The sequence below is a fragment of the Clostridium celatum genome (assembly GCF_021412605.1).
In the GTDB taxonomy this organism is placed as follows: domain Bacteria; phylum Bacillota; class Clostridia; order Clostridiales; family Clostridiaceae; genus Clostridium; species Clostridium celatum.
Genome location: NZ_JAJKGM010000001.1, coordinates 125,172 through 148,556 on the forward strand (window position 1 = coordinate 125,172; position 23,385 = coordinate 148,556).

A 23,385-nucleotide genomic window follows, 5' to 3' on the forward strand; every position below is an offset into this window, starting at 1 on the left:
TTATAAAAGAAAAGTAGGAGAACTTAATGGAAGATAAGACTGTAGATTTTTATAATAGTAATTCAAAAAGCTATGTAGAAAGTACATTAGATATTGATATGAGTCATTTATATAGTGACTTTTTAAGTGAAATACCAAGTGGAGGAGCAATTTTAGATTTAGGTTGTGGCTCCGGTAGAGATAGTAAAGTATTTATAGATAAGGGATATAAAATAACGGCAGTTGATGGTTCAAAGGAGTTAGCAAAGCTGGCTTCAAGAGTTATTGGACAAGAAGTTATAGTTAGTAAATTTGAAGATTTAAGATTAACTGAAAGTTATGATGGAATATGGGCATGTGCTTCGTTACTTCATGTTAATAGAAGTAATATAGTTGATGTAATTAAGAATATATCTTGTAATTTAAATAGAGACGGAGTTTTTTATATGTCTTTTAAGTATGGCAATAATGAGTATATTGATGATAAGGGAAGATATTTTAATTGCTATACAAAAGAAAGCTTTGAAGAAATGATTAAAAATATTCCAGAACTAATAATAAGAAAAATTTACAAATCAGGTGATACTCTTGGTGGAAGAAGTAACTTAGAATGGTTAAATGTTTTAATAACTAAGTAAGTATAATGTATATAATGATGATAAAATAATATGTTTATAAGAAGGAATATAGTTGTAATTAGAGCTGATATTGAATATACAAGTTTCTTTGGAAAAAGAATTATATATAAGTATAAAGAACTAATCGAATAATTAAATTAATAAAAGAAGTGAGAAATAAAGATGAATAAGTTAGAAAAGTAAATGGAACTTGAAAAAGAAGCATCTAATATTATATAAGGAGATAAAGGTATATGGTACATGAAATTGATTATAAGATACATGGTAGTGAAATGCAATTTGTAGAAATAGAGCTAGATCCTAATGAAACTGTTATGGCAGAAGCAGGAGCCATGATGATGATGGATAATAGCATTGTTATGGAAACTGTTTTAGGTGATGGTAGTGAAAAAAATAGTAGGGGATTATTTGGTAAAATAGGAGGAGCTGCAAAAAGAGCATTAACAGGTGAAAGTATTTTTATGACTGCTTTTACTAATATGGGATATGGAAGAGAAAGTGTTGCTTTTTCAGCTCCGTATCCAGGGAAAATACTACCTATGGACTTAACAGTCTTAGGAGGAGAGTTAATTTGTCAGAAGGATGCATTTTTATGTTGTGCAAAGGGAATAAGTCTTGATATTGCTTTTACTAAAAAAATAGGAGCAGGTTTTTTTGGAGGAGAAGGTTTTATACTTCAAAGGCTTCAAGGAAACGGATTAGCTTTTATTCATGGTGGAGGAACTATAGTTAGAAAAACACTTATGCCAGGACAAATTTTAAAGATAGATACTGGATGTTTAGTAGCTATGACTAAAAATGTAAGCTATGATATACAATTTGTTGGAGGACTTAAGAATAGTATATTTGGTGGTGAAGGATTATTTTTTGCAACTCTTAAAGGCCCTGGTGATGTATGGATTCAAAGTTTACCATTTAGCAGATTTGCAGATAGAATTATATCAGCAGCACCACAGCTTACTAACAACACAAAAGGCGAAGGAAGTATTCTTGGAGGATTAGGAAATTTATTTGAAAGTTAATATAAGTGTAAAATAATATAGAAATGTATTGATTTTAATTTTTAATATATAGGTTAAAAAGGCAGTAATATGATTAATTTTATATTACTGCCTTTAAGTATGTGAAAATACTATATTGATAGCTATATGACCATCATTGTTAGCTTTATAAAGAATACATTTAGAATTTAAAAAATATAGTATAAAAGCATACAAAGATGTTCTTGCCTAACTATAAGGAGTATTTAATTCTTATATATCTTTTGTTGATCTAAATATAGTGAAAGATTTATGATTCTTAATTAAATAGTATTTAATTAATGATATTGAAAAGAACGAATAAATATAGATTTTATAATAAAATAACTACTTAATAGAAGCGTAATATTTATTTAGTAATTGATCAATAAAAGTGAAGTAAAGTTTATATAAGCAACATATTTATTGTATAAATATGTTGCTTATATAAACTTTTAGATGAACTATTGGATATTTATTTAGTAATTTAATATAAAGTTGTAAGATTGTGTAATATTAAGTATTGTGATAATATATTGATTAAAGTATGGAAAAGGATTTAGAAATTATGGATAAAAAAAAGTTAAGTCAAGAAGAATGGTTAGAGGTATACATAAAAAGTGCATATAAAAAACTTAAATCATACTCTTATTATGAAAAAAGAAATATATATTTAAAAGAGAGAATTGTTGAGTTTGAAAGTGAAAATGAATTTAATATAACTAATATGGATAATTACTTTAAAAAATTAGCTAGAGAAATAATTGAGATAAGTAAAGTATCATCGAAAAATAGAGATTATAAAAATAGTTTTCCTGTGGATGCTAAATTAAGAGTACTACCTAAAAATCTAATAGATAGAGAAATAAAAGAAGAAGGTATAATAACGAATAAAGTCATGGGAGAAAATAGCTATATTGATAAAATAATACATTTTTATGATTTGGATATTAAAACCCAAATTATAGGAGTAGTGTGGATTTTATTAATAGGGAAAGAGTTAGAAAAAGAGTATAAAGAATTTGCTGCAGGAAATATTCTTGATGATAGCATGTATTTAAATAACTTAAAATTGTTTAAGCCATATTATACTATGTATGAATCATGGAGAGATGATGGGATAAGCATCGTTGAAGAGCAAATGAAAAATAATAAAAGAACTATAATGTTATCATTAGATATAAAAGAATATTTCTATTCTATAAATTTAAAAGATAAAAAATATGAAAATGAAATATTAGAAAAATATAATTATATAATTGAAAAAAAATATGGAAAATTTAAATGTGAAAACTATTTGAAACCGTTTGAAGTAATTAATGATATTGTTTTTAATGTTATAAAAGGGTACTCAAACACTATATCATCTAAAATACATGAAGTGAAATTTAATAATAAAGAAGATAAAAATTTAAAATTTAGATTGCCAATAGGGTTTTTACCAAGTAATATTTTAGGAAATTGGTATTTAAAAAATTTTGATGAAGAACTTACAAATAAATTAAATCCACTATATTACAAAAGGTATGTTGATGATATATTAATAATTTTCAATGCGGAGTACATTAAAGAAAATGAAGATAATATTCATAAATATATCTTTAATAATAAATTTTGTAAAAATGAGATTTTTAAAAAGTCTATTTATTTTGTAAATAATAAAAATCAATGTAATGAAATAGTACCGTTAGAAGATAAAGAGGCTTTGGAAGAATGTATAAAAAAGATAAAAAGAATTAATGTTCAAGATAAAATAAAAATATTAAAAAATATTTATGTAACTTATAAAAAAAATATTAGTAAAGAAGAATTAAATGAAGAATTTGAGAGGTTTTTACAAGAGGATAAAACACAAAATTTAATTTATTCAAGTTGGGATGAAAAAAATATATTAGAAAAGTTAATAAAGTTAGTTAATGATAAAAACAATGTAGATAATGAAGAAAATATTAAAGAGTTAATAGATAAAATAAATATTGATGGAAATGAAATTAAAACAATATATCTTCTTAATAATTATATTAGTGAGAGTGCTTATCTTGTAATACAGGATTCAAAAGTAAAAATTTATGATTTTAAAAAAGAAGGTTCAAATTCATTAATTAGAAGTTTTAAAGAAGAATTAAGGAAGAATGCTAGTGTATTTAAGTTTTTACCTGAAAGATATGAAATTATAAGGAATTTTGATAATGAAGTATATAAAATAGATTATAAAGATACTATTCATAAAATTTCAAGTGTTAATGATATTAATGTAAATCCTTATGATTTATCCAAGTTTTTAGCAAGAATAATATATTCAGATAAATTGGAGGATAGTTATAGTACAAAAGATGTAGATGAGAAAATATTAGGAATATTTGAAAGTAGGGCAGCAATAAAATATTATTTTTTATGGGATAAAGTTTTTAATTATTATATGTTAAATAAAAAATATAGTTATATATTTAAAATATTTAGAGCCATCAATAAAAATATAGATGAAATTGATATTCAAATAGATAATACGTTAATAAATAAATTTTATTATAGAGAAGAAAAAATGATTAATTTAAGAAATGATTTAAAAACATATCTTAAAATTGTTATTGCACTAAACTATTCTTTAGATGATGGACTATTTATTTCAAAATTTAAAGAAAAAAAAGATGAAGATTATTATAATAAGATAATTGAAAAAGGTTTAAATACTACAAATGATTTAAGCAGATATGATAAGTTATTATTTAAATATGAAAAAATATATTCTTTAAAAGAGAACATTAGAAAATCTAATATGCTAAATCATTCCTTAGTAAGAAGTTCATTAATTAATTATTGTTATAACAACTATTTAGAATATATTAAAAGTAGTAATGTTTTAGTATATGTTGATTTTTTACATGAAGCTAATGAAAAAATAGAAATACATTCTGATTTAAAAAGTTGTAAATTTTCAAATATAGAGTATAAAAAATCTTTTGATTATTTTATTGATTATTTTTATAACACAGAATCTAATGAATGCAGTAATGATAATGTATATGTGTTAAATTCTAAATGTGAAATAAGTTGTTTAAATAAAGATAAAGTAGTAGGTTGTAAGAAAGAAATTCACGAATTTGCTAAGGTATATAATCCCAGAGTTGTGCATTTCCATGAGTGTATTTTATATGAAATCAATAAGTTAATAGGGCAGGGGAAAATTGTAAGTAGGTGTGAAGAAATTATAGGTAGTAAAAAAATATATAATTCATTAAATAGATTAGATGATACAGAAAAATATGAATTAGAGAATGAAGAAAATACTATTAATAAGTATTTAAATTTTAATGATAGTAATGATGAATACACCATAGTACCTAATATAAATAAAAATATAAAAGAACTGGTTAAGGAAAATAAAGAAAAGAGAGAAAATATAAAAAAATTAGATTATTTAAGATATTTTAATAGAGAAGAATATCTTTTTACTCAACAGGAAAGAGTTATAAATATTTTATCTATAAATAAATATGAAAAAAAAGACAAGCTTAAAATTGCAGTAATAAATATGAAAATATACGATAAGGACTTAGAAAACAGTTTTAAGAAAATATCACAAAATACAGAAAAAAAATTAGAAAAGATATATTCTTTATTAAATCAAGCAGTTAAAGAAGAAGCAGAAATGATAATATTTCCTGAAGCGAGTATTCCGTTTAAATTATTAGAAGTACTATCTAATTTTAGTAGAAAGCATAATGTTGTTATTATTTGCGGATTAGAGCATATTGTTTATGATAATAAATTATGTTGTAATTATATGGCTACTATAATACCATATAAAACTTGCTTGTCTAAAAAGTATAATAATTATTACGCTAATTCTATCATAAAATTAAGATTAAAAAATCATTATTCACCTAAAGAAAAGGACTGGGTATTGGGGTATGGATGGAAACTTCCAGAGCAAGGAAAAGATTATGAAAAAGAATATGATTTAATAAGGTGGAAAGGAATAGATTTCTCTTCATTTAGTTGTTTTGAGTTGGCTAATATAAAAGATAGAGCTTTGTTTACTTCATATGTAGATTTATTAGTTGGAAGTGTACATAATAGAGATATAAATTATTACTCTAATATCATGGAGTCTTTAGTTAGGGATGTACATTGTTATTGTGCACAAGTAAATGACTCTACATTAGGGGATAGTAGGATTATTAAACCGTCATCAACTTATGAAAAAAATATATTGCAAATTAGTGGAGGAATAAATGATACATTGCTTGTTGGAGAAATTGATATTAGAGCTTTAAGAGAATTTCAAATACTTGATCATAATCTCCAAATGAATGAAAGGAATTTTAAAGCTGTACCACCAGAATTTAATTGCAATAATGTTAAGAGAAGAGATGGATTACCATTTTAAAGGGGATCACAGAATGTATTATAAAAAAATTGATGATTTAAGAAAAAAATATAATAAAGTAATAGGATTAGTAAGTCCATCTTTTAAATTTTACTATTCTTTAAGAGATGAGGCGAATTACTTGTCAAAGGATGAGAATAAAAATAAGCGAATTCATAATAGAATAATATCTGAAATTATGAAATATTTTTATTTAACAATAAGTATTTTTATATTTACATTTTTCTCTTTATTAAATCTTAGAAGTAGAATTATTCATAGTTATCAAAATGATATTAATTTTTTGATTTCAAATATTATTTTTTTTATTACGTTTATTGCACTTCCATTATATTTAGTTTTCTACTTATCTAGAAAAATTAAAAGTAAAGTTGAAAAAATTGAAGACATTAAAAATATAAGGTATTTAAAAAATAAAGGAATATTCTTTTTACTTAAGATGATAAAAAATATATATATTATAATTACTATATTAATAATAATATTAATATATCATCCAATTTATTTAGATTTAAACAATAACTATATATATGTAATAACTGTAATTGTATTAGCGTTTTATGGAATTTCTAGACCTATCCACTTTTTTGTAGTATTTATCCCAGATATTTTTAAAAAATTTGAAAATGGTGTATTAGAAAATAATTCACAGAAATTAAGATTAATTTTAATAGCAATTGGAAGTTATATAAATATTATACTAGATTATTCAATATTATTTTATATATGTAATAAAATTAACAGTATTTTTGGAGAAAGAGTATATTTTGAAGGTGTCACAAGCATATTTGATATGACATATATCTTACTGGGAAATGGAGAATTTTTAAGTGATAATTTTATTTTAAAAGTATGGTATGTAATAATGCAAATAACGATAGTAGTACTTATAAGTGGAAATTTAGCTATTTATTTATCATCAGAAGTTAAAAATTAAAAATAGATATAATATAAAATCAGGAATTGTATAAGCATCTAGTTAAAAATCTATCGATATTAAACTTACAAAATTAAATGTATTTATCTAAAAAGGTATTTATTTAAAATAACTAGTTGAATTCAGATTAATTTTTAAAGGATGAAAACCTCAATAATAGGGAATTATGTGAAAATAAAAATATTTGGTAAAATGATAAGAGATATTTGAAAATTATGATTAAAGATTTAATTTTCAATATATAAGTTGAAAAAGGCAGTAATATGATTAATTTTATATTACTGCCTTTAAGTATGTGGAAATTTTATAATATATTTAATTATTACGATAATTTAAGAATATATGGTAAAATATTCATGGGCGTTTAGTAAATGATAAATGTCTATATTTTAGGAATAATATATAAATAAGACAAAGGAAGAGGAGAGATATATGGAGAATAAAAGAAAAAATAATTTAGGGACAGAGCCGATAAATAAATTATTAAGTCAGTTTGCAATCCCTAGCATAATAGCAATGCTTGTTAGTGCACTATATAACATTGTGGATCAGTTCTTTATTGGAAGAAGTATTGGTGAGCTTGGAAATGCTGCTACTAATATTACATTTCCACTTACTACATCATGTATAGCACTAGCATTATTATTGGGAATTGGAGCAGCATCAGCTTTTAATTTAACACTAGGAGAGGGAAAAAGGGAAAAGGCACTATATTATGTAGGAAACTCTGCATTTTTGTTGTTTATTTCAGGATTGGTTTTATGTATTATAGTTCAGCTTTTTTTAGAACCTATGCTTGTATTTTTTGGATCACCAGCTAATGTATTAGGGTATGCTAAAAGTTATACAAGAATAACTGCAATTGGATTTCCATTTTTAATATTTTCTACAGGTGGAGGACATTTAATAAGAGCAGATGGTAGCCCTAAATATAGTATGCTATGTAATTTATCAGGAGCTATAATTAATATAATTCTGGATCCTATACTTATATTTGGTTTTAATATGGGAATGGTAGGAGCAGGACTTGCTACAATTGTGGGACAAATTTTTGGAGCATCACTAGCTTTAAGATATTTATTTAAATATAAGACTGGTAAAATACAAAGAAAGCATTTAATACCTAAGTGGGAATTTGTAAGTAAGATAGTCTCTTTAGGTGCAGCACCATGCTTTAATCAACTTGCAATGATGATTGTACAAATTGTAATGAATAAATCTTTAACATATTATGGTGCATTATCTGTGTATGGTGAATCAATACCACTTGCATGTGCAGGAATTATTACAAAAGTAAATCAAATTTATATGTCAATAGTTATAGGACTTTCACAAGGATTACAGCCTATAGTAAGCTTTAATTATGGAGCAAAGAAATATGATAGAGTAAAAAAAGCATATTCTACAGCTATAAAATATGGAGTAATAGTTTCTGTAATAGCATTTCTTGTATTTCAGTTCCTACCAAGGCAAATAGTATCTATATTTGGTTCAGGTTCAGAAATTTATTATGCTTTTGCAATAAAATATTTTAGGATATTTTTATTATTTACTTTCTTAAACTGTTTCCAACCTATATCATCAAACTTCTTTACAGCTATAGGAAAATCAAAGAAAGGTATATTTCTTTCACTTACAAGACAGATATTATTCTTATTGCCTTTAATAGTTATTTTGCCTATATTTGTGGGGATTGATGGAATAATGTATTCAGGACCTATTGCTGATTTTATAGCAGGAGTAGTATCTATTACAATGATATATTTTGAGTTTAAAGGTATGGGAAAAAGCAAGGATTTAGGGATAAAGACAGCCTGAATATAATCTTTAGGTATTTAGAATAATAATAAGAGAATATACTAAAGCTTGGAGTGTTTAATATGAATTCTTTAATTGATGAAGCATATAAAATAGCAGATAGAAATGATGTAATTCTTAAAGGAAATATAAGTTTAAGTAGAAATACTAAGTGTTTAATATTTGCTCATTATTGTGATAGTACATTATTTTATAAAAGGTTTTTTAAAATATCTAAGGAAATTTTTAAGGTAAATAGAATAGCAAATAAAAATTTAAGAGAGGTAAAGAAGCTTATAAAAGCTTCAGAATATAAAAAAATTTGGACAAAAGGTGTATTTTCATTTTATGGTGATTTAAGACCTTTAGCAGTTAAAGCTGGTTTTGGAAAGTGGTCTAATGATGGAATTATTAGAAATGATAAATATGGTACAAATTTTTTAATAACAGCTGTATTTTATAGATAAAATTTTGGCTTAAGGTAAATTTATAAGTAGTACTTATTCTTTAAAATAAATAGGTACTACTTTTATTATGGAGATTTTAATAAAAATTGTTAGGTTTAAATATTATGTTATATAGGTTATAATAAAAAATAGATTATTTAATTGACAATGAATAAAATTTATAATTTTATACTAGGATGTGGAATTATAAGTGAAGAAATTAACTAAAGTAGGTTTTATATAAAAATACTATAAAGCCTACTTTAATTTTTATTATATTATGATAAAGATTAATAGCTTAGGTTTTAAATTACAAAGGAAGTGATGGGATGGGGTCAGTTAAGTGCACATTAAGAAAAGAAGTAAAAAATGAAATAGCTAAATATATAGATAATGAATTTATTAATGAAACAATTAAGGAAATTGTTAATTACATAAAAACAACTCATAAGGTTCAAGTTGATGATTCAGAATTTGATAAATATGATATAAATTCTAAGGTGAATTTAAAAGATAATGGCTCATTTAATGTTTATGATTATATGTATGTAAAAGATTTTATATATGAATTATCATGGGAAGGAACATATGTTGAGGATTTAAAAGAAATTGAAATTACTAATGATTGTAATGAAGTATTTAAGTATGAACCAAAGGATATTGCTACTGTTTTATATGAAAGAGTAGCAAACATAATGGAGCAAAAAAAAGGTAGGTTATACAAAGAATTTAAGAAGAGATATACTGAGGAATTTTTATTTAACAGTGTTAGATGGTATAAAAGGACTAGAGATGGCAAGGTATATTATGATATAGATTTGCAGGAAGTAAGTAGTGATAAAAAAAGAAGTTTAGAAGAGAAGATAAAAACTGAAATAGGAAATGGATTTAAAACTAGATGGGGAAGCCCAGTTGAAAGTAAGGTATCTTCATTAGAGGAAAAACTTTTATTAGATGTTTATGATAAAGGTTGTAGATTATTAGATATTGTTAATGATTATTCTACAGAAATTGTAGTTGAAGATAAAAGCTATGATGAAGAAAAATTAATAGAGCTTATGATTGAAAACTGCAAAGAAGCTACTATATCTGCAAAAGGAATAAATAGGCTTAAGGTTAAGGTTGTTAATTCAATTGATAAGAGGTTAGATAATCTTATTAATATGAATATATATAAGACGCATGATCATATGAATTTATTCTTAGAAAATGCTAGAAATATGGTCTTTGGATATTATAAAAGCGTTAATTTAACAGGTTTTAAAAAAGCTCTTATAGATAAAGAAGATAAAATTAATAAGATAATAAGAAGAATTGCTGTAGTTGAAAATATTCTTTATAAGAATTACTTAAAGGAAAATGAAAAATCACCATCTATTGATGATATGGAGGATTTTAAAGAGTGTATTCCTTGGATATGCATAAAAGGATTAGTATGGACATCTGAAAATATCTATATTAAAAATAAAGCAAAAGATGAAATTAAGGATATAATTTTAGATAATCCAATAAATGAATATAAAGAAGCAAGGGAGATGAAAAGACATTTTTATCTTCATGTTGGTGAAACTAATACAGGAAAAACATATTCAAGTATTGAAAGACTTATGGAGGCTGAGTCTGGTGTTTATTTAGCACCATTAAGATTATTAGCATTAGAGATTCAAGATAAGCTTAATTCTCAAAATATACGTTGTTCATTATTGACAGGAGAAGAAGAGGATATTATTTCATATGCATATCATGTATCATCAACAATTGAGAAGCTAGAGCTTGGAACTTATTATGATGTATGTGTTATAGATGAAGCACAAATGATTGCTGACAATCAAAGGGGATGGGCGTGGACAAGAGCAATAATAGGTGTATTATCCCCAGAAATTCATATATGTATGGCACCAGAAGCAAAGGATATAATAATTAAGTTAATAAATGATTGTGGTGATACATATGAAGTTATTGAGCATAAAAGAGATACAGAGCTTATATTTGAAGATAAAAAATTTGATTTAAATAAGGATGTTAAAAAAGGAGATGCCTTAGTTGTCTTTGGAAAAAGAAAAGCATTGGCAGTTTCTGCACAGCTTCTTAATAATAATATAAAGACAAGTATAATTTATGGTTCGCTTCCATATTCAACAAGAAAGAAGCAATTTGAAAGATTTTTAAGTGGTGAAACAGAAGTAATAGTATGTACAGATGCTATAGGAATGGGAGTTAATCTTCCTATAAAGCGTATTGTATTTTTAGAAACAAGAAAATATGATGGTGTATCTTTAAGAAAGTTAAATATTGCTGAAATAAAGCAGATAGCTGGAAGAGCTGGACGTAGAGGAATGTATAACAAAGGATATGTTGCAACTATGGCAGATTCTAATTTAATAAAATCAGCTTTAACTATAGAAACAAAGAAGATTGAAAAATGCTTTATAGGAATACCAGACTCTCTGTTAGATATAAATATAGATATTATAGATGCATTAAAAACATGGAGTGTTATGTTTGTTAAGGGATATTATGAAAAAACAGATGTAACAACAATAATTTATCTTTTAAATAGATTAAAAAAGCTTAATATAAAGGCATCTAAAGAGGATCTTTTAAAGATGGCAACAATTCCTTTTGAAGAAAATAATAAGGTAGTATGTGAGCTATGGGAAGAGTATTGCAAGATGTATAGTGCAGGTGCAGTAAATTTAAAGAAACCAGTGCTTAAGAAAAGTGTAAGCTCTAAGAAGGAACTTGATGAACTTGAAAATTATTATAAGTCATTAGAATTAACCTATTCTTTTGGAAAGAACTTTAATATGATGATAAACAATAGATATATATCAAGTGAAAAAGAAGATACAGCAAATAAAATAAATGAGCTACTTTTAACAAATCTACTTGATCATGAAAGAGTTTGTAGTATATGTGGTAAAAAATTATCTTGGGATTATCCAAGTGATAGATGTAGAGTTTGTAGGGAAATGATAAATGAAGCTAAAGCTGAAAGATATAAAGGGGTCTTTAGAGGTGGTAGAAGAGGCAATTTTAGAAGAGGAAATAGGAGAAGAAGAGTTTAATAATTTCAATTTTTAAAATTATAAAAATATAGTTTAAAAGTAGTGCCTATGCTTTAAATAGTGTAGGGGCTACTTTTTATTATTTTTTCATGTAGTAATACTTATTTTTTTAGTTAGTACCTCACTAAAAAGTGCATATTTTAATTATTGATTATCTAGTTATGGAATAAATTTATAAAAATAAGTTTTTTATTTTAATGTTAATATTTTGAAATTAAGAGATTAATAGTATAATTTAAATGTGTAATGATATTAATTTAATTATAGATAGTTTTACAAATTAATAATTAAAGAGAAAATTTAGGAGGGGAAGCTATGATTTTAAAAGATAAGGTAGCAATAATTACAGGAGGAAATTCTGGAATTGGAGAAGCAACAGCATTATTATTTGCTAAAGAAGGGGCTAAAGTTGTAATAACAGCTAGACGTAAAGAACAATTAGAAAAGGTTGCTGAAAAAATAAGAAAAATAAATGGAGAAGTATTAGCAGTTACTAGTGATATTTCTAAAGCTGAAGGATGTAAAAATGTAGTTGAAGAAGCTATTAAAACTTTTGGGAAGGTTGATATTTTAGTTAACAATGCAGGGGTTTTAGATCATGGTCTTTCTGCAATTGAATCAATTAAGGAAGAAGATGTTAATTTTGTAATTGATGTTAATGCAAAGGGAACTATTTATTTTGCTAATGAGGTAGCAAAGGTTATGTTACCTAATAAGAGTGGGGTAATTATTAATGTAGCATCAGTAGCAGGGCTTTATGGTGCTGGTGGAGCTGTTTATGCTGCAAGTAAAGGGGCAGTAATTTCATTAACTAAAAATATTGCTATGAGAATGGCTAGAGAAGGTATTAGATGTAATGCTGTTTGCCCAGGTGGAGTTAATACACCAATGACTAAATCTGAAAACTTATCAAATATGGATATGAATATGATGGGAGCAATGATGGCTCATTCAGACTTAAAACTTCCAACATGTGAGCCTGAAGATGTTGCTAATACTATAGCATTTTTAGCTAGTGATAAAGCTAAGGCTATTACAGGTCAGATATTAGTAACAGACTTTGGTGCAAATTTATAAATAAAATACGAAAAAGTATTAAATAAAAATAAGCTAATAAATATTAAAGTTTAAATTAGTAGAATATTATTAATAATAAATAAAACTCTATATTATTATGGGAATAGTAATTTTTTTGAAAAATATAATAAAGAGTAGTTAGTTATGAAAAGATTTAATGAACAAAATCATATAAAAAGTAATAAATTATATAATCACACTATTATGATATCTTGTTCTAATTTTGTATATGTAAATATACAGTTAAGTTTTGTACGCATTTTCATAGCTGACTCTTAATTTGATTTTAAATAATAGAGTAACGACAGGTAAATGCGTAAAGATGCATATACCTGTCTTTTTTTATATAGATTAAGGATAAGTATTATATTTTTTATGGAGGTAAAGCATGGATATAACCTTTATACAGACGCATTATAAGTTATATGTAGAAGCTGCAGCTTTAACTATAAAGATTGCAACTATAGGCATATTATTATCTATAATTATTGGAATTATATGTAGTTTAATTAAAACTATGAAAATACCAGTGTTAAGAACCATAGTTGCCATATATATTGAACTATCAAGAAATACGCCATTATTGATTCAATTATTTTTTTTATATTTTGGTTTGCCAAAGATAGGGATAAAGTTAACTTCTGAAGCTTGTGGAATTATTGGACTAGCTTTTTTAGGCGGAAGTTATATGACAGAGGCATTTCGTTCAGGAATTGAAAATGTATCGGTAGTACAGCATGAATCAGCATTAAGCCTAGGAATGTCAAGGTGGCAAGTGTTTTGGCATATTACTTTGCCACAAGCATTTGAAACTTCAGTTCCAGTTTTATGTGCAAATATTATTTTCTTAGTTAAAGAAACTTCGGTGTTTAGTGCTGTTGCTTTAGCTGATTTAATGTTTGTAGCTAAGGACTTAATAGGAATTTATTATAAAACAGATGAAGCATTACTTATGCTAGTAATAGCGTATTTAGTTATTTTACTTCCTATTTCTATAATTTGTACATTAATAGAAAGGAGGGTTCGTTATGCAGGATTTGGGGATTAGAGTGCTCTTTGAGGGAAGTAATTTTTTGAGATTATGTGAGGGTATATGGGTATCGTTAAAGATAGCTTTAATTGCAATGATATTATCAGTTGCTCTTGGAATTATAATGGGGATAATAATGACTAGCAAAAATAAGGTAGTTCGAGCAATTTGTAGAGTTTACCTAGAGACTGTAAGAATAATGCCACAACTTGTTTTATTATTCTTAGTATACTTTGGAGCAGCAAAACATATTGGGGCTAATTTTTCAGGAGAAGTTGCATCAATAATTGTATTTACATTTTGGGGAGTAGCTGAAATGGGAGATTTAGTAAGAAGTGCACTTATTTCAGTACCCAAGCATCAATATGAAAGTGGATTTGCACTTGCAATGACAAAGACACAAGTATTTATTCATATTATAATACCTCAAACTATTAGAAGATTAATTCCATCTGCAGTGAATTTATTAACAAGAATGATAAAAACAACTTCTTTGGTAGTACTTATAGGGGTAGTTGAAGTTGTTAAAGTTGGCAAGCAAATAATAGATGCCAATCGTTACACTACACCAGATGCAGCCCTTTGGGTATATGGAGCAATATTTATAATGTATTTTGTAATTTGCTTTCCATTTTCAAAATTATCTGAGGTATTAGAGAGGAGACTAAAGGATTAAAATGAGTGATAAAATATTAGAGGTTAAAAATTTAACTAAGTCATATGAAAAAGGAAAAATAGTATTAAATAATATATCATTTTCATTAAAAAAGGGTGAAGTTGTAGTAGTTGTAGGTCCTTCAGGATGTGGGAAAAGCACATTTTTAAAATGTTTGAATAGGTTAGAAGAAATAGATTCAGGAGAAATTATTTTAAATGGAAAAGTAATTTCATCAGAGAGTAATAAGGTTAATGAAATACGTGAAAAAATAGGAATGGTATTTCAAAGTTATGAGTTGTTTTCAAATATGAATATAATGAAAAATTTAACTTTAGCACCTACTTTAGTACAAAAGAGAAATAAAGAAGAGGTACAGAAGGAAGCAGAAAAGCTTTTAGATAGAGTAGGACTTTTAGAAAAGAAAAATAGTTATCCAAGGCAATTATCAGGAGGTCAGAAGCAAAGAGTAGCTATTATACGTTCTTTGATTATGCATCCACAAATTTTATTGCTCGATGAAATAACTGCAGCTTTAGACCCAGAAATGGTAAGGGAAGTACTTCAAGTTGTATTAGAGTTAGCAAAAGAAGGTATGACTATGGTAATTGTAACACATGAAATGGAATTTGCTAGAGCAGTATCCGATAGAGTTATTTTTATGGACAATGGAAATATTATTGAGGAAACAACGCCTAAAGAATTTTTTACTAATCCTAAGACTGATATGGCTAAACAGTTTCTTAATACATTTAGTTATGAAATTGTATAAAAATTAATAATTAAATATGTATACTCACTAATTATCAGTATAAAATATTTAGAATTTTAAAGGGGGATTTTTTATGAAAAAGTTATTAGGAGTATTTTTATCAATTGCACTTGTAATTGGGGTTTTAGTTGGATGTGGATCTACGAAAGATGGTTCAAACACAGAAGCAACAGATTCTAATGGAACAGCAAAAGCAAGAACTTTAGATGAAATAAAGGAAGATGGAAAGATTAAAATAGGGGTTTTTAGTGACAAAAATCCATTTGGATATGTTGATTCTAATGGTGAAGTTCAAGGTTATGATGTAGAATTTGCAAAGAGAATAGGTAAGGATTTATTAGGTAGTGAAGAGGCAGTAGAATTTGTTTATGTTGAAGCTGCAAGTAGAGTAGAATACCTTAAATCAGGTAAGGTAGATATTATTTTAGCTAATTTTACTGTAACAGACGAACGTAAAGAAGTAGTTGATTTTGCACTTCCATATATGAAGGTTGCATTAGGAATAGTATCACCAGATGATGCATTAATTACTGATATTGATCAATTAAAGGACAAGAAATTAATAGTTGTAAAGGGAACAACAGCAGAAACATATTTTTCACAAAGCTATCCAGATATAACTCTTGTTAAATTTGATGAATATCAAGAAGCATATGATGCATTATTAGATGGTAGAGGAGATGCATTTGCCACTGATAATACAGAAGCCTTAGCTTGGTCAAATCAAAATGAAGGCTTTACTACAGGAATCGAAAGTATTGGTAATATAGATACAATTGCTCCAGCTGTACAAAAAGGAAATACAGAGCTATTAAATTGGATTAATGATGAAATTAAGAGTTTAGCAGATGAAGAATTCTTCTTAAATGACTATAATAAAACACTATTACCTGTATATGGTGATGCCGTAAAAGCTGAAGAAATAGTTGTTGAAGGCGGAGTAGTTCAGTAATAGTTAAAAAAATAGTAGTATAGTTGTTAATTATTAAGTATATTTAATTTAGTCATAGTGCCTATGATGAAAAAGTTGTAGGCACTATTTTTATATATAAAATTGAATTATAAAGAGAATACTTATATTAGTCCTACAATTGAAAAAATAGTCTAACAAATTCTAAAAATACCAAATTATATAGTATAATAAAGAAAAGTTATCAAATATTAAAAATATAGTAAGGAGAGATTAAAATATGATACAAGTAAAAGATATAAGTATTGATAATTTCCAAGGAATTATTAATCTTGTATATGAAGATCAAGAAATAAATAATAAAGTATTAGAAAATTTAAAGTTAAAAAAAGTATTTGAAGGAAAATCAGGACAAGTATTTTATAAAACTACTGAAGATTTAAATTATGAAATTTTTGTAGGGCTTGGAAAGTTTAATGAATTAGAAAAAACTGATTTAATAAATGCAGTTGCTAAAAGTGTAAAACAAGCTGAAAAGTTAAATATAAACGAGTTAGGTATTAATTTTATAAAAGCTAATGGATTATGCACAGGAGGAATTACTAAATCTATAGTGCAAGGTGTAAAATTAGCAAGTTATAAATTTGATAAGTATAAGGGAAATAAGGAAGCTTATAATCCAAATGTAACTATAGTAGGTGCACCAAAAGAAAAGCTTGAAAAAATGAAATTAAAGATAGAAGAAGCAAGTAATGTTGCTGATGGTATTATTGTAGCTAGAGATCTTGTAAATGAACCTGCTAATGTATTATATCCTGAAACTTTAGCAAAAAGAGCAGTTGAAATAGGGAAAGAAAGTGGTTTTGAAGTTGAAGTATTTGATGAAAAGCAAATAGAAGACTTAGGAATGAAAGCATTTTTAGAAGTTGGAAAAGGTTCTGTTCATAAACCAAGATTAATTGTTATGAGATACATGGGAAATGAAAATAGTGATGAAAGGGTTGGGCTTGTAGGAAAAGGTCTTACTTTTGATACAGGTGGATATTCTCTTAAACCATCAGCTTCTATGGATACAATGAAAAGTGATATGGGTGGGGCTGCAGCAGTTATAGGAACTATGCAAGCTCTTGCTAAAAATAAAGTATCTAAAAATGTAGTAGCAGTAGTAGCAGCTTGTGAAAATGCTATTTCTGGTGGAAGTTACAAGCCAGGTGATATTATTGGTTCTATGTCAGGTAAGACTATTGAAGTATTAAACACTGATGCTGAAGGTAGATTAACTTTAGTTGATGCTATTACTTACATTATTGAAAAAGAAAATGTAGATAAGGTAGTTGATGTTGCAACTCTTACTGGAGCAGTATTAGTAGCTCTTGGAACAGAGATAACAGGTGTATTAAGTAATAATGATGAATTTTATGAAGAACTAGTAGTAGCTGCTAGAAGAAGTGGAGAAAAGTTCTGGAGATTACCTAATGATAAGTGCTTTAAGAAATTATATAAAGGAGATTTTGCAGAACTTAAAAATACTGGTGGACGTTTTGCTGGAACAATCACAGCTGGTATGTTTATAGAAGAATTCGTTCAAGATAAGCCTTGGTTACATTTAGATATTGCAGGAACTTCTTGGACTGATGCTGCAAATGATAGTACACCAAAGGGTGGAACAGGAGCACCAGTTTCAACTTTATATGAACTTGTTGTAAAGCATCAATGTAAGCATAAATAATTAAAAAGTAGTACTTATATCTAATGCAGAATAAGTACTACTCTTATTTTTATTTTTAAATTTTAAAAATATATTTAGCTAAAGGCTTAAAGTAAGATGAATCTTAGTGATTCTATTAATAAATAGGATCAATTATTACACCAAAACTTGATGCTTTAATAATAGGATTTTCTATTAAGTTTTTAAAGTCTTCTTTTGTTCCTTGAAGAACTACACCAAGTATTTCAGCATCACTTGAAGATGTTTTACCTTTAGATTTAATTTCTTCATATAATTTATTATGCTCTGTTGAATAGCTTTTTTCTAAGTTTTCAAGGATTTCATCATAATATTCAACATATGAACTAGTGGTAAGATCATGGGAATTATATAATGATATTCCTATAGTATCCTCAGCATATATTCCAGTTGCTTTAGCATCATAATTTTCTATTTCATATTGATATTCTTTTATTTTTTCTTCTGTAAATTCATTTAACCATACCCATGTTATATTTGCAGGTTTTAATTCTGATTCAATAGTATATAAGTCATTAATTTTATAAGGCTTGTCAAAAGATATAGCCATTTCAATTATTTTTCCATCAGGTATTTTATCAATATTAGCTAAATCATTTTGATATTCCTTATATTGAAGATTAGGATGGAAAAATCTTAGTTTTTTATATCCATTTTCCCAAAGGTTAACAGGCCAGTCGCCAGCGGTATGATATCCATTACCACTAGATCTAGAATAATTAATTGGAGCTATTACTCCGAAAAGAGAAAGTCTATCTTCTAATATAACAGATGTTCCTGCAATTTTTTTTGCTATTTTATAACTTCCACTTCCACCTAGGAATCCAATTATGTCATTTGATTCACTTATATATCCATTTGGAACTGTTAATTTTATATAGGCTTCATCCATTTCATATTTCTTTTCACTTAATTTTAAACTTATTATTATATTTAATATACTACCACATATAAAAACTATTAGTGCTATTAGTACTATTCTCAATGTTGATTTAATCTTTGCTTTTTTTACAGATTTTTTTAGCTTTTTATCATCAAATAGGCTATCTATATCTTTCATGATTTTTAATCCACTCCTCTTTAAATTTATTTCTTGCTCTGTATAAATAAGTTTTTACAGTAGCTTCATTTATTCCTAATAAAAGTCCAATTTCCTTATAGCTTAAATCAAGCTCATATTTAAATAGAAGTAATGATCTATACTCTTCTTTGAGATTATTAAGAATTTCCCTTATTTCTTTACAGTTTTCCTTTATTAATATTTCATTTTCAACAGTTAAATCATTTGCTAATTGTTCAAAAAAGTTATCTTCATCAATGGAAATAGAGTTTATTATTTTACATCTTTTAAGATTATTTTTATATGTATTAATGGCAACTCTAAATAGCCAAGAAGAAAGATTTTCAGTAGCAACACCATCCATGTACTCAATTGCTTTTATGAAACTGTCATGGACAATATCTTCTGCATCACTAATTGAACATCCGCATTTAGTTAAGTACAAGCAAATTATTTTAAATTGTTTTTTATATAAATTTATTATTATATCTTTGTCCATGCATCCCCCGAATGTAAAGTTTTAAGGCCTTATGTATATAAGACAATTTAATTATTAAAATGTATACAAAAAATATAAAAATATTTTTGAGTTTTAATTATAGAACAATAAAATATTATCACAAAATAACCAATGAAATATATAATATAGAAAAAATTGACAACGACAATATTCGATATATATAATTTAATTATGATATTTATAGTAGGTATTGGGGGAAATAGTTATGGTAATTGGTAATAGCAAATATACTTTTTTTGATTTTTTACCTTATGAATATACGGATTTAGAAAAATATTTGGACAAAATGGCTTTAAAGGGCTGGAAGTTAAAAAGTATGCAGGGTAAATTGTTTAGGTTTATTAAAATGGAACCAAAGAAAATAAAACATTTTGTTTATATAGGTGAAAGTACATCATCTTTTGATGATAACAATAGTGATGTGGCATTAGAATATAGAGAATGCTGTGAGGATACAAGATGGAAATTCATTTGTGAATATAAAAAAATACAAGTCTTTTATACAGAAGAGTATACAGAGTATATAGATATTAATACAGATGAAAGAAAAAAGTTTAACAATATTTCTAAATTATCAATACAAGACATACTGATAACTATTTTTACTGTAAGTACACTTTTGTTTAGTCAATATAGTGTTACATTAGGTGGGGACAATGCAATATTTTTAACTGATGATGCACAGTTATTATTATTATTTTCCTTAAGTGTCTTAGCAATAAATGAGATTATTGGTTTGATTAATTATCTTATATGGAAGATAAGAGGAGAAAGAGCATTAAAAAATAATGAAAAAGTTCAATACCAGTACAATTTATCTATTAATTTTAGAAGAATTTTGGGAAAAATATTCTTTTTATCTGCAATTATTTCATTAATGCTATGTTTATTAAATGAAAATATATTTATATTAAAAGGTGTTTCGGTAATTATTATATCAATTGTTATTGCTAGTATAATAACTGAATTTATAAAAACTATTATTAAAGGTAGATTACATAAAATGTCAACATACACTATAATTAATATAATTATTATGATTATAGTTATGATAACAATAGGACAATTGGTTTTAAATAATGAATTTATAACTGATGAAATTAACAAAAATTTAAATGATCAATATGTTTTAACATTAGAGGATTTCAATGATAAAAGTATATATGAAAATAATAATCAAGACATAAATAGTGAAGATGAATTTAATATATTAGATGAACCTTATATCAATGATGAAAGTAGTATTATTGCAGAAAGTTTATTTTATAGTGATGAGGGTCATAGTGGAGAATTAACTTATGAATTCTTTAGAAGTAATTTTAAGTGGGTTATTAATTATAAGTTTAATAAAATAATAAGTAGTATGAAAAAATATGATTTGAACTTTGAAGTTATAAAAAGTACTTTGCCGGAAAATATAATGGTATATAAAAATAATAATAGTTATGGCAGTAGATATTTATTAACTTCAGAAAATAAGATTTTACAAATTAGCCAATATAGTGATAATCAAAGTGAAAGTGAATTTTTAGATATAATTTATAACGAGGTTTTTAAATAGGAAAAATAGAGTTTTAAGTTTAATAATACATTTAAAATAAAAAATAAATTATAATAAATATACTTTCTTAGGAAGAAGTTATGATTATTAGAAAGAAGGGAAATAATGAGTGGTCATAAGCAATATTCAGAATCTTTAAGGCTTGCAATTTTATTAGCCTTAGCTGGAGGTTTTTTAGATGCTTATACTTACTTATGTAGGGGTAATGTATTTGCAAATGCTCAAACAGGAAATATGGTTATGTTAGGCGTTACTTTTATGGAAGGTAATATACGTGGAACAATAAAATATTTAATACCTATAATTGCATTTGCAGTAGGTGTTTTACTAGCAGAAGTTATTAAAGCTAAATTATTAGAACATAAAAAGATACATTGGAGACAAGCTGTATTAGTTATAGAAATAATTTTGATTATATTAGTTTCTTTTATACCATATAATTATGTTGCTAATACGTTAATATCCTTTATATGTGCTATGCAATTTGAAAGTTTTAGAAAGTTTCATGGGAATGTTTATGCAACTACAATGTGTACTGGAAATTTAAGAAGTGGAACAGAAAAGTTAGCTATATTTATAAAAAATAAGGATAAAAAACATTTAAAAATAGCATTTCAATATTATTTTATAGTATTCATTTTTTGTTTAGGTGCCTTTATTGGAGGAATCCTTGCAGTAAAAATTGGGATAAAAGCTATTTTATTTGTATGTATACCATTATTAATATCATTAATGTTAATGGGGCAAAATAAAGAAATTTAAATGTGGTATAAAAAGGATAGCCATGATATAAATTACTAGAAATATTTAAGATATTTTAAAGTATAAAAGATAGAAAGATTTTATAAAATTAAAAGGTTTTATAGAATCTTTTTTTATATATTAAAGAATAGTTTTAATAAAGCTATATGTAAATTAAGGAAGAATGCAAAGTACAATAGTTTTATATAATTTTATTATAATTCATATAAAAACCAGATATTTTAACGCTGAAAAGAGGAGCAATAAGTTTTTTATGGAATACATTACTAAAAATATTACTACAGATTTCGACAATGGATTTTACTATTTAGATATATAATTATCTTGTAAACAATTTATAATATCAATTAGGGGGATTATTATGAGTAGAGAAGCAATGTTGGTAGAGTTAGCAAAGAAAGCTGTGGAGCAAGCTAAAATAGTAATAGCTGCAGAAGTAAATGATAATGTTTTTACAGAAGTTACTTCAAATAAAGAAGGAAATACAGTTATTTTTACGCTAACTAATGGGAGAACCGTAGAATATAGTATAAGTGAAATTAGTTATATATTTGAAGATGAATTAGAGGGATTTGAGATTTTCTCAAAAAAGAAGTATAGAGATATTTATAGAGAACTTAGAGGTGTTGAATTAGAGGTATTAGCTTTATAGAAGTTAAAAGTTAAATTATTGTAATGGAATCATATTTTAGATATTGTTAGGAATCTTTATGATAATTGTATCTATAAAGGGATTATATGATGGAATTAAAAGAAAAAGTAGTTATAAGAAAGGTAATAGCAATTATATAAATGAATTAAAGGGAAGTCATTCACTAAATTTGTTAATAGTGCATTATTTACATCAGGTATTTTAATGATGATATAAAAATATATAAAATTATAATATGACTTTTATAAGTAACAATAAATTTTTAAAATTATATTTTAGTTAATAGTAAATGTATAGTAAAATGTGGGTAGAGAGATAAAATTATAGATAAAAACAGTATTATAAATATTGAGAAGAGGTTACTT

General features: G+C 25.6%; 18 protein-coding genes. 16 read left to right on the top strand and 2 right to left on the bottom strand.

Annotated features, from left to right (window positions below; genetic code table 11):
- The first annotated feature begins 26 nt into the window (after positions 1-26).
- The 13 genes from LPC13_RS00490 (at position 27) to LPC13_RS00550 (ending at position 18,447) form a co-directional block, all read left to right on the top strand.
- Positions 27-617, top strand: a complete 591-nt coding sequence (locus tag LPC13_RS00490; RefSeq protein WP_005213638.1) for a class I SAM-dependent DNA methyltransferase — start codon at positions 27-29, stop codon at positions 615-617.
- Between the two features lie 233 nt (positions 618-850).
- A complete protein-coding gene (locus tag LPC13_RS00495; RefSeq protein WP_005213637.1) occupies positions 851-1,639 on the top strand; it encodes a TIGR00266 family protein in 789 nt (262 codons plus the stop codon).
- Between the two features lie 544 nt (positions 1,640-2,183).
- Positions 2,184-6,026: a hypothetical protein gene (locus LPC13_RS00500; protein ID WP_005213636.1), complete on the top strand. Its 3,843-nt coding sequence runs from the start codon at positions 2,184-2,186 to the stop codon at positions 6,024-6,026.
- A 13-nt stretch (positions 6,027-6,039) separates the two neighbouring features.
- On the top strand, positions 6,040-6,963 hold the full coding sequence (locus LPC13_RS00505; RefSeq protein ID WP_040419487.1) for a hypothetical protein: 924 nt from the start codon (positions 6,040-6,042) through the stop codon (positions 6,961-6,963).
- A 432-nt stretch (positions 6,964-7,395) separates the two neighbouring features.
- A complete protein-coding gene (locus tag LPC13_RS00510) occupies positions 7,396-8,781 on the top strand; it encodes an MATE family efflux transporter (RefSeq protein ID WP_005213634.1) in 1,386 nt (461 codons plus the stop codon).
- Between the two features lie 62 nt (positions 8,782-8,843).
- Entirely contained in the window at positions 8,844-9,227 is a 384-nt protein-coding gene (locus tag LPC13_RS00515) for a hypothetical protein (RefSeq protein WP_005213633.1), read from the top strand.
- A 308-nt stretch (positions 9,228-9,535) separates the two neighbouring features.
- On the top strand, positions 9,536-12,274 hold the full coding sequence (locus tag LPC13_RS00520; RefSeq protein WP_005213632.1) for a helicase-related protein: 2,739 nt from the start codon (positions 9,536-9,538) through the stop codon (positions 12,272-12,274).
- A 315-nt stretch (positions 12,275-12,589) separates the two neighbouring features.
- Positions 12,590-13,351: an SDR family NAD(P)-dependent oxidoreductase gene (locus tag LPC13_RS00525; RefSeq protein ID WP_005213631.1), complete on the top strand. Its 762-nt coding sequence runs from the start codon at positions 12,590-12,592 to the stop codon at positions 13,349-13,351.
- Between the two features lie 388 nt (positions 13,352-13,739).
- On the top strand, positions 13,740-14,399 hold the full coding sequence (locus LPC13_RS00530) for an amino acid ABC transporter permease (RefSeq protein WP_005213630.1): 660 nt from the start codon (positions 13,740-13,742) through the stop codon (positions 14,397-14,399).
- A complete protein-coding gene (locus tag LPC13_RS00535; protein ID WP_005213629.1) occupies positions 14,380-15,057 on the top strand; it encodes an amino acid ABC transporter permease in 678 nt (225 codons plus the stop codon). Before LPC13_RS00530 ends, LPC13_RS00535 begins: the two co-directional genes overlap by 20 nt.
- 1 nt (position 15,058) lies before the next feature.
- Complete coding sequence (locus LPC13_RS00540; protein WP_267955890.1) at positions 15,059-15,808, top strand: amino acid ABC transporter ATP-binding protein; 750 nt, start codon at positions 15,059-15,061, stop codon at positions 15,806-15,808.
- 73 nt (positions 15,809-15,881) lie between these two features.
- Positions 15,882-16,760 (top strand): cysteine ABC transporter substrate-binding protein, encoded by an 879-nt coding sequence (locus LPC13_RS00545; RefSeq protein ID WP_195244844.1) that lies wholly within the window; start codon positions 15,882-15,884, stop codon positions 16,758-16,760.
- A gap of 238 nt (positions 16,761-16,998) precedes the next feature.
- Positions 16,999-18,447, top strand: a complete 1,449-nt coding sequence (locus LPC13_RS00550) for a leucyl aminopeptidase (RefSeq protein WP_234088464.1) — start codon at positions 16,999-17,001, stop codon at positions 18,445-18,447.
- A 115-nt stretch (positions 18,448-18,562) separates the two neighbouring features.
- Here the strand turns inward: LPC13_RS00550 and LPC13_RS00555 are convergent, their stop codons facing one another.
- Together LPC13_RS00555 and LPC13_RS00560 are read right to left on the bottom strand one after the other, a co-directional pair.
- The gene (locus tag LPC13_RS00555; protein ID WP_005213625.1) at positions 18,563-19,525 is read right to left on the bottom strand and encodes an anti sigma factor C-terminal domain-containing protein; all 963 of its coding nucleotides are present in this window, start codon (positions 19,523-19,525) and stop codon (positions 18,563-18,565) included.
- Positions 19,509-20,024, bottom strand: a complete 516-nt coding sequence (locus tag LPC13_RS00560; RefSeq protein WP_195244842.1) for an RNA polymerase sigma factor — start codon at positions 20,022-20,024, stop codon at positions 19,509-19,511. The genes LPC13_RS00555 and LPC13_RS00560 overlap by 17 nt, the downstream gene beginning before the upstream one ends.
- A 226-nt stretch (positions 20,025-20,250) precedes the next feature.
- Between LPC13_RS00560 and LPC13_RS00565 the strand changes: the two genes are divergently transcribed.
- The 3 genes from LPC13_RS00565 to LPC13_RS00575 all read left to right on the top strand — a co-directional run bounded on the left by LPC13_RS00565 (position 20,251) and on the right by LPC13_RS00575 (position 23,020).
- Entirely contained in the window at positions 20,251-21,606 is a 1,356-nt protein-coding gene (locus tag LPC13_RS00565) for a DUF2812 domain-containing protein (RefSeq protein WP_234088465.1), read from the top strand.
- Positions 21,607-21,711: 105 nt separating this feature from the next.
- Positions 21,712-22,368 carry a YoaK family protein gene (locus tag LPC13_RS00570; protein ID WP_005213617.1) on the top strand — a complete coding sequence of 219 codons (657 nt, stop codon included), beginning with the start codon at positions 21,712-21,714 and terminating at the stop codon, positions 22,366-22,368.
- Between the two features lie 361 nt (positions 22,369-22,729).
- Positions 22,730-23,020: a hypothetical protein gene (locus LPC13_RS00575; RefSeq protein ID WP_005213616.1), complete on the top strand. Its 291-nt coding sequence runs from the start codon at positions 22,730-22,732 to the stop codon at positions 23,018-23,020.
- Positions 23,021-23,385 lie beyond the last annotated feature (365 nt).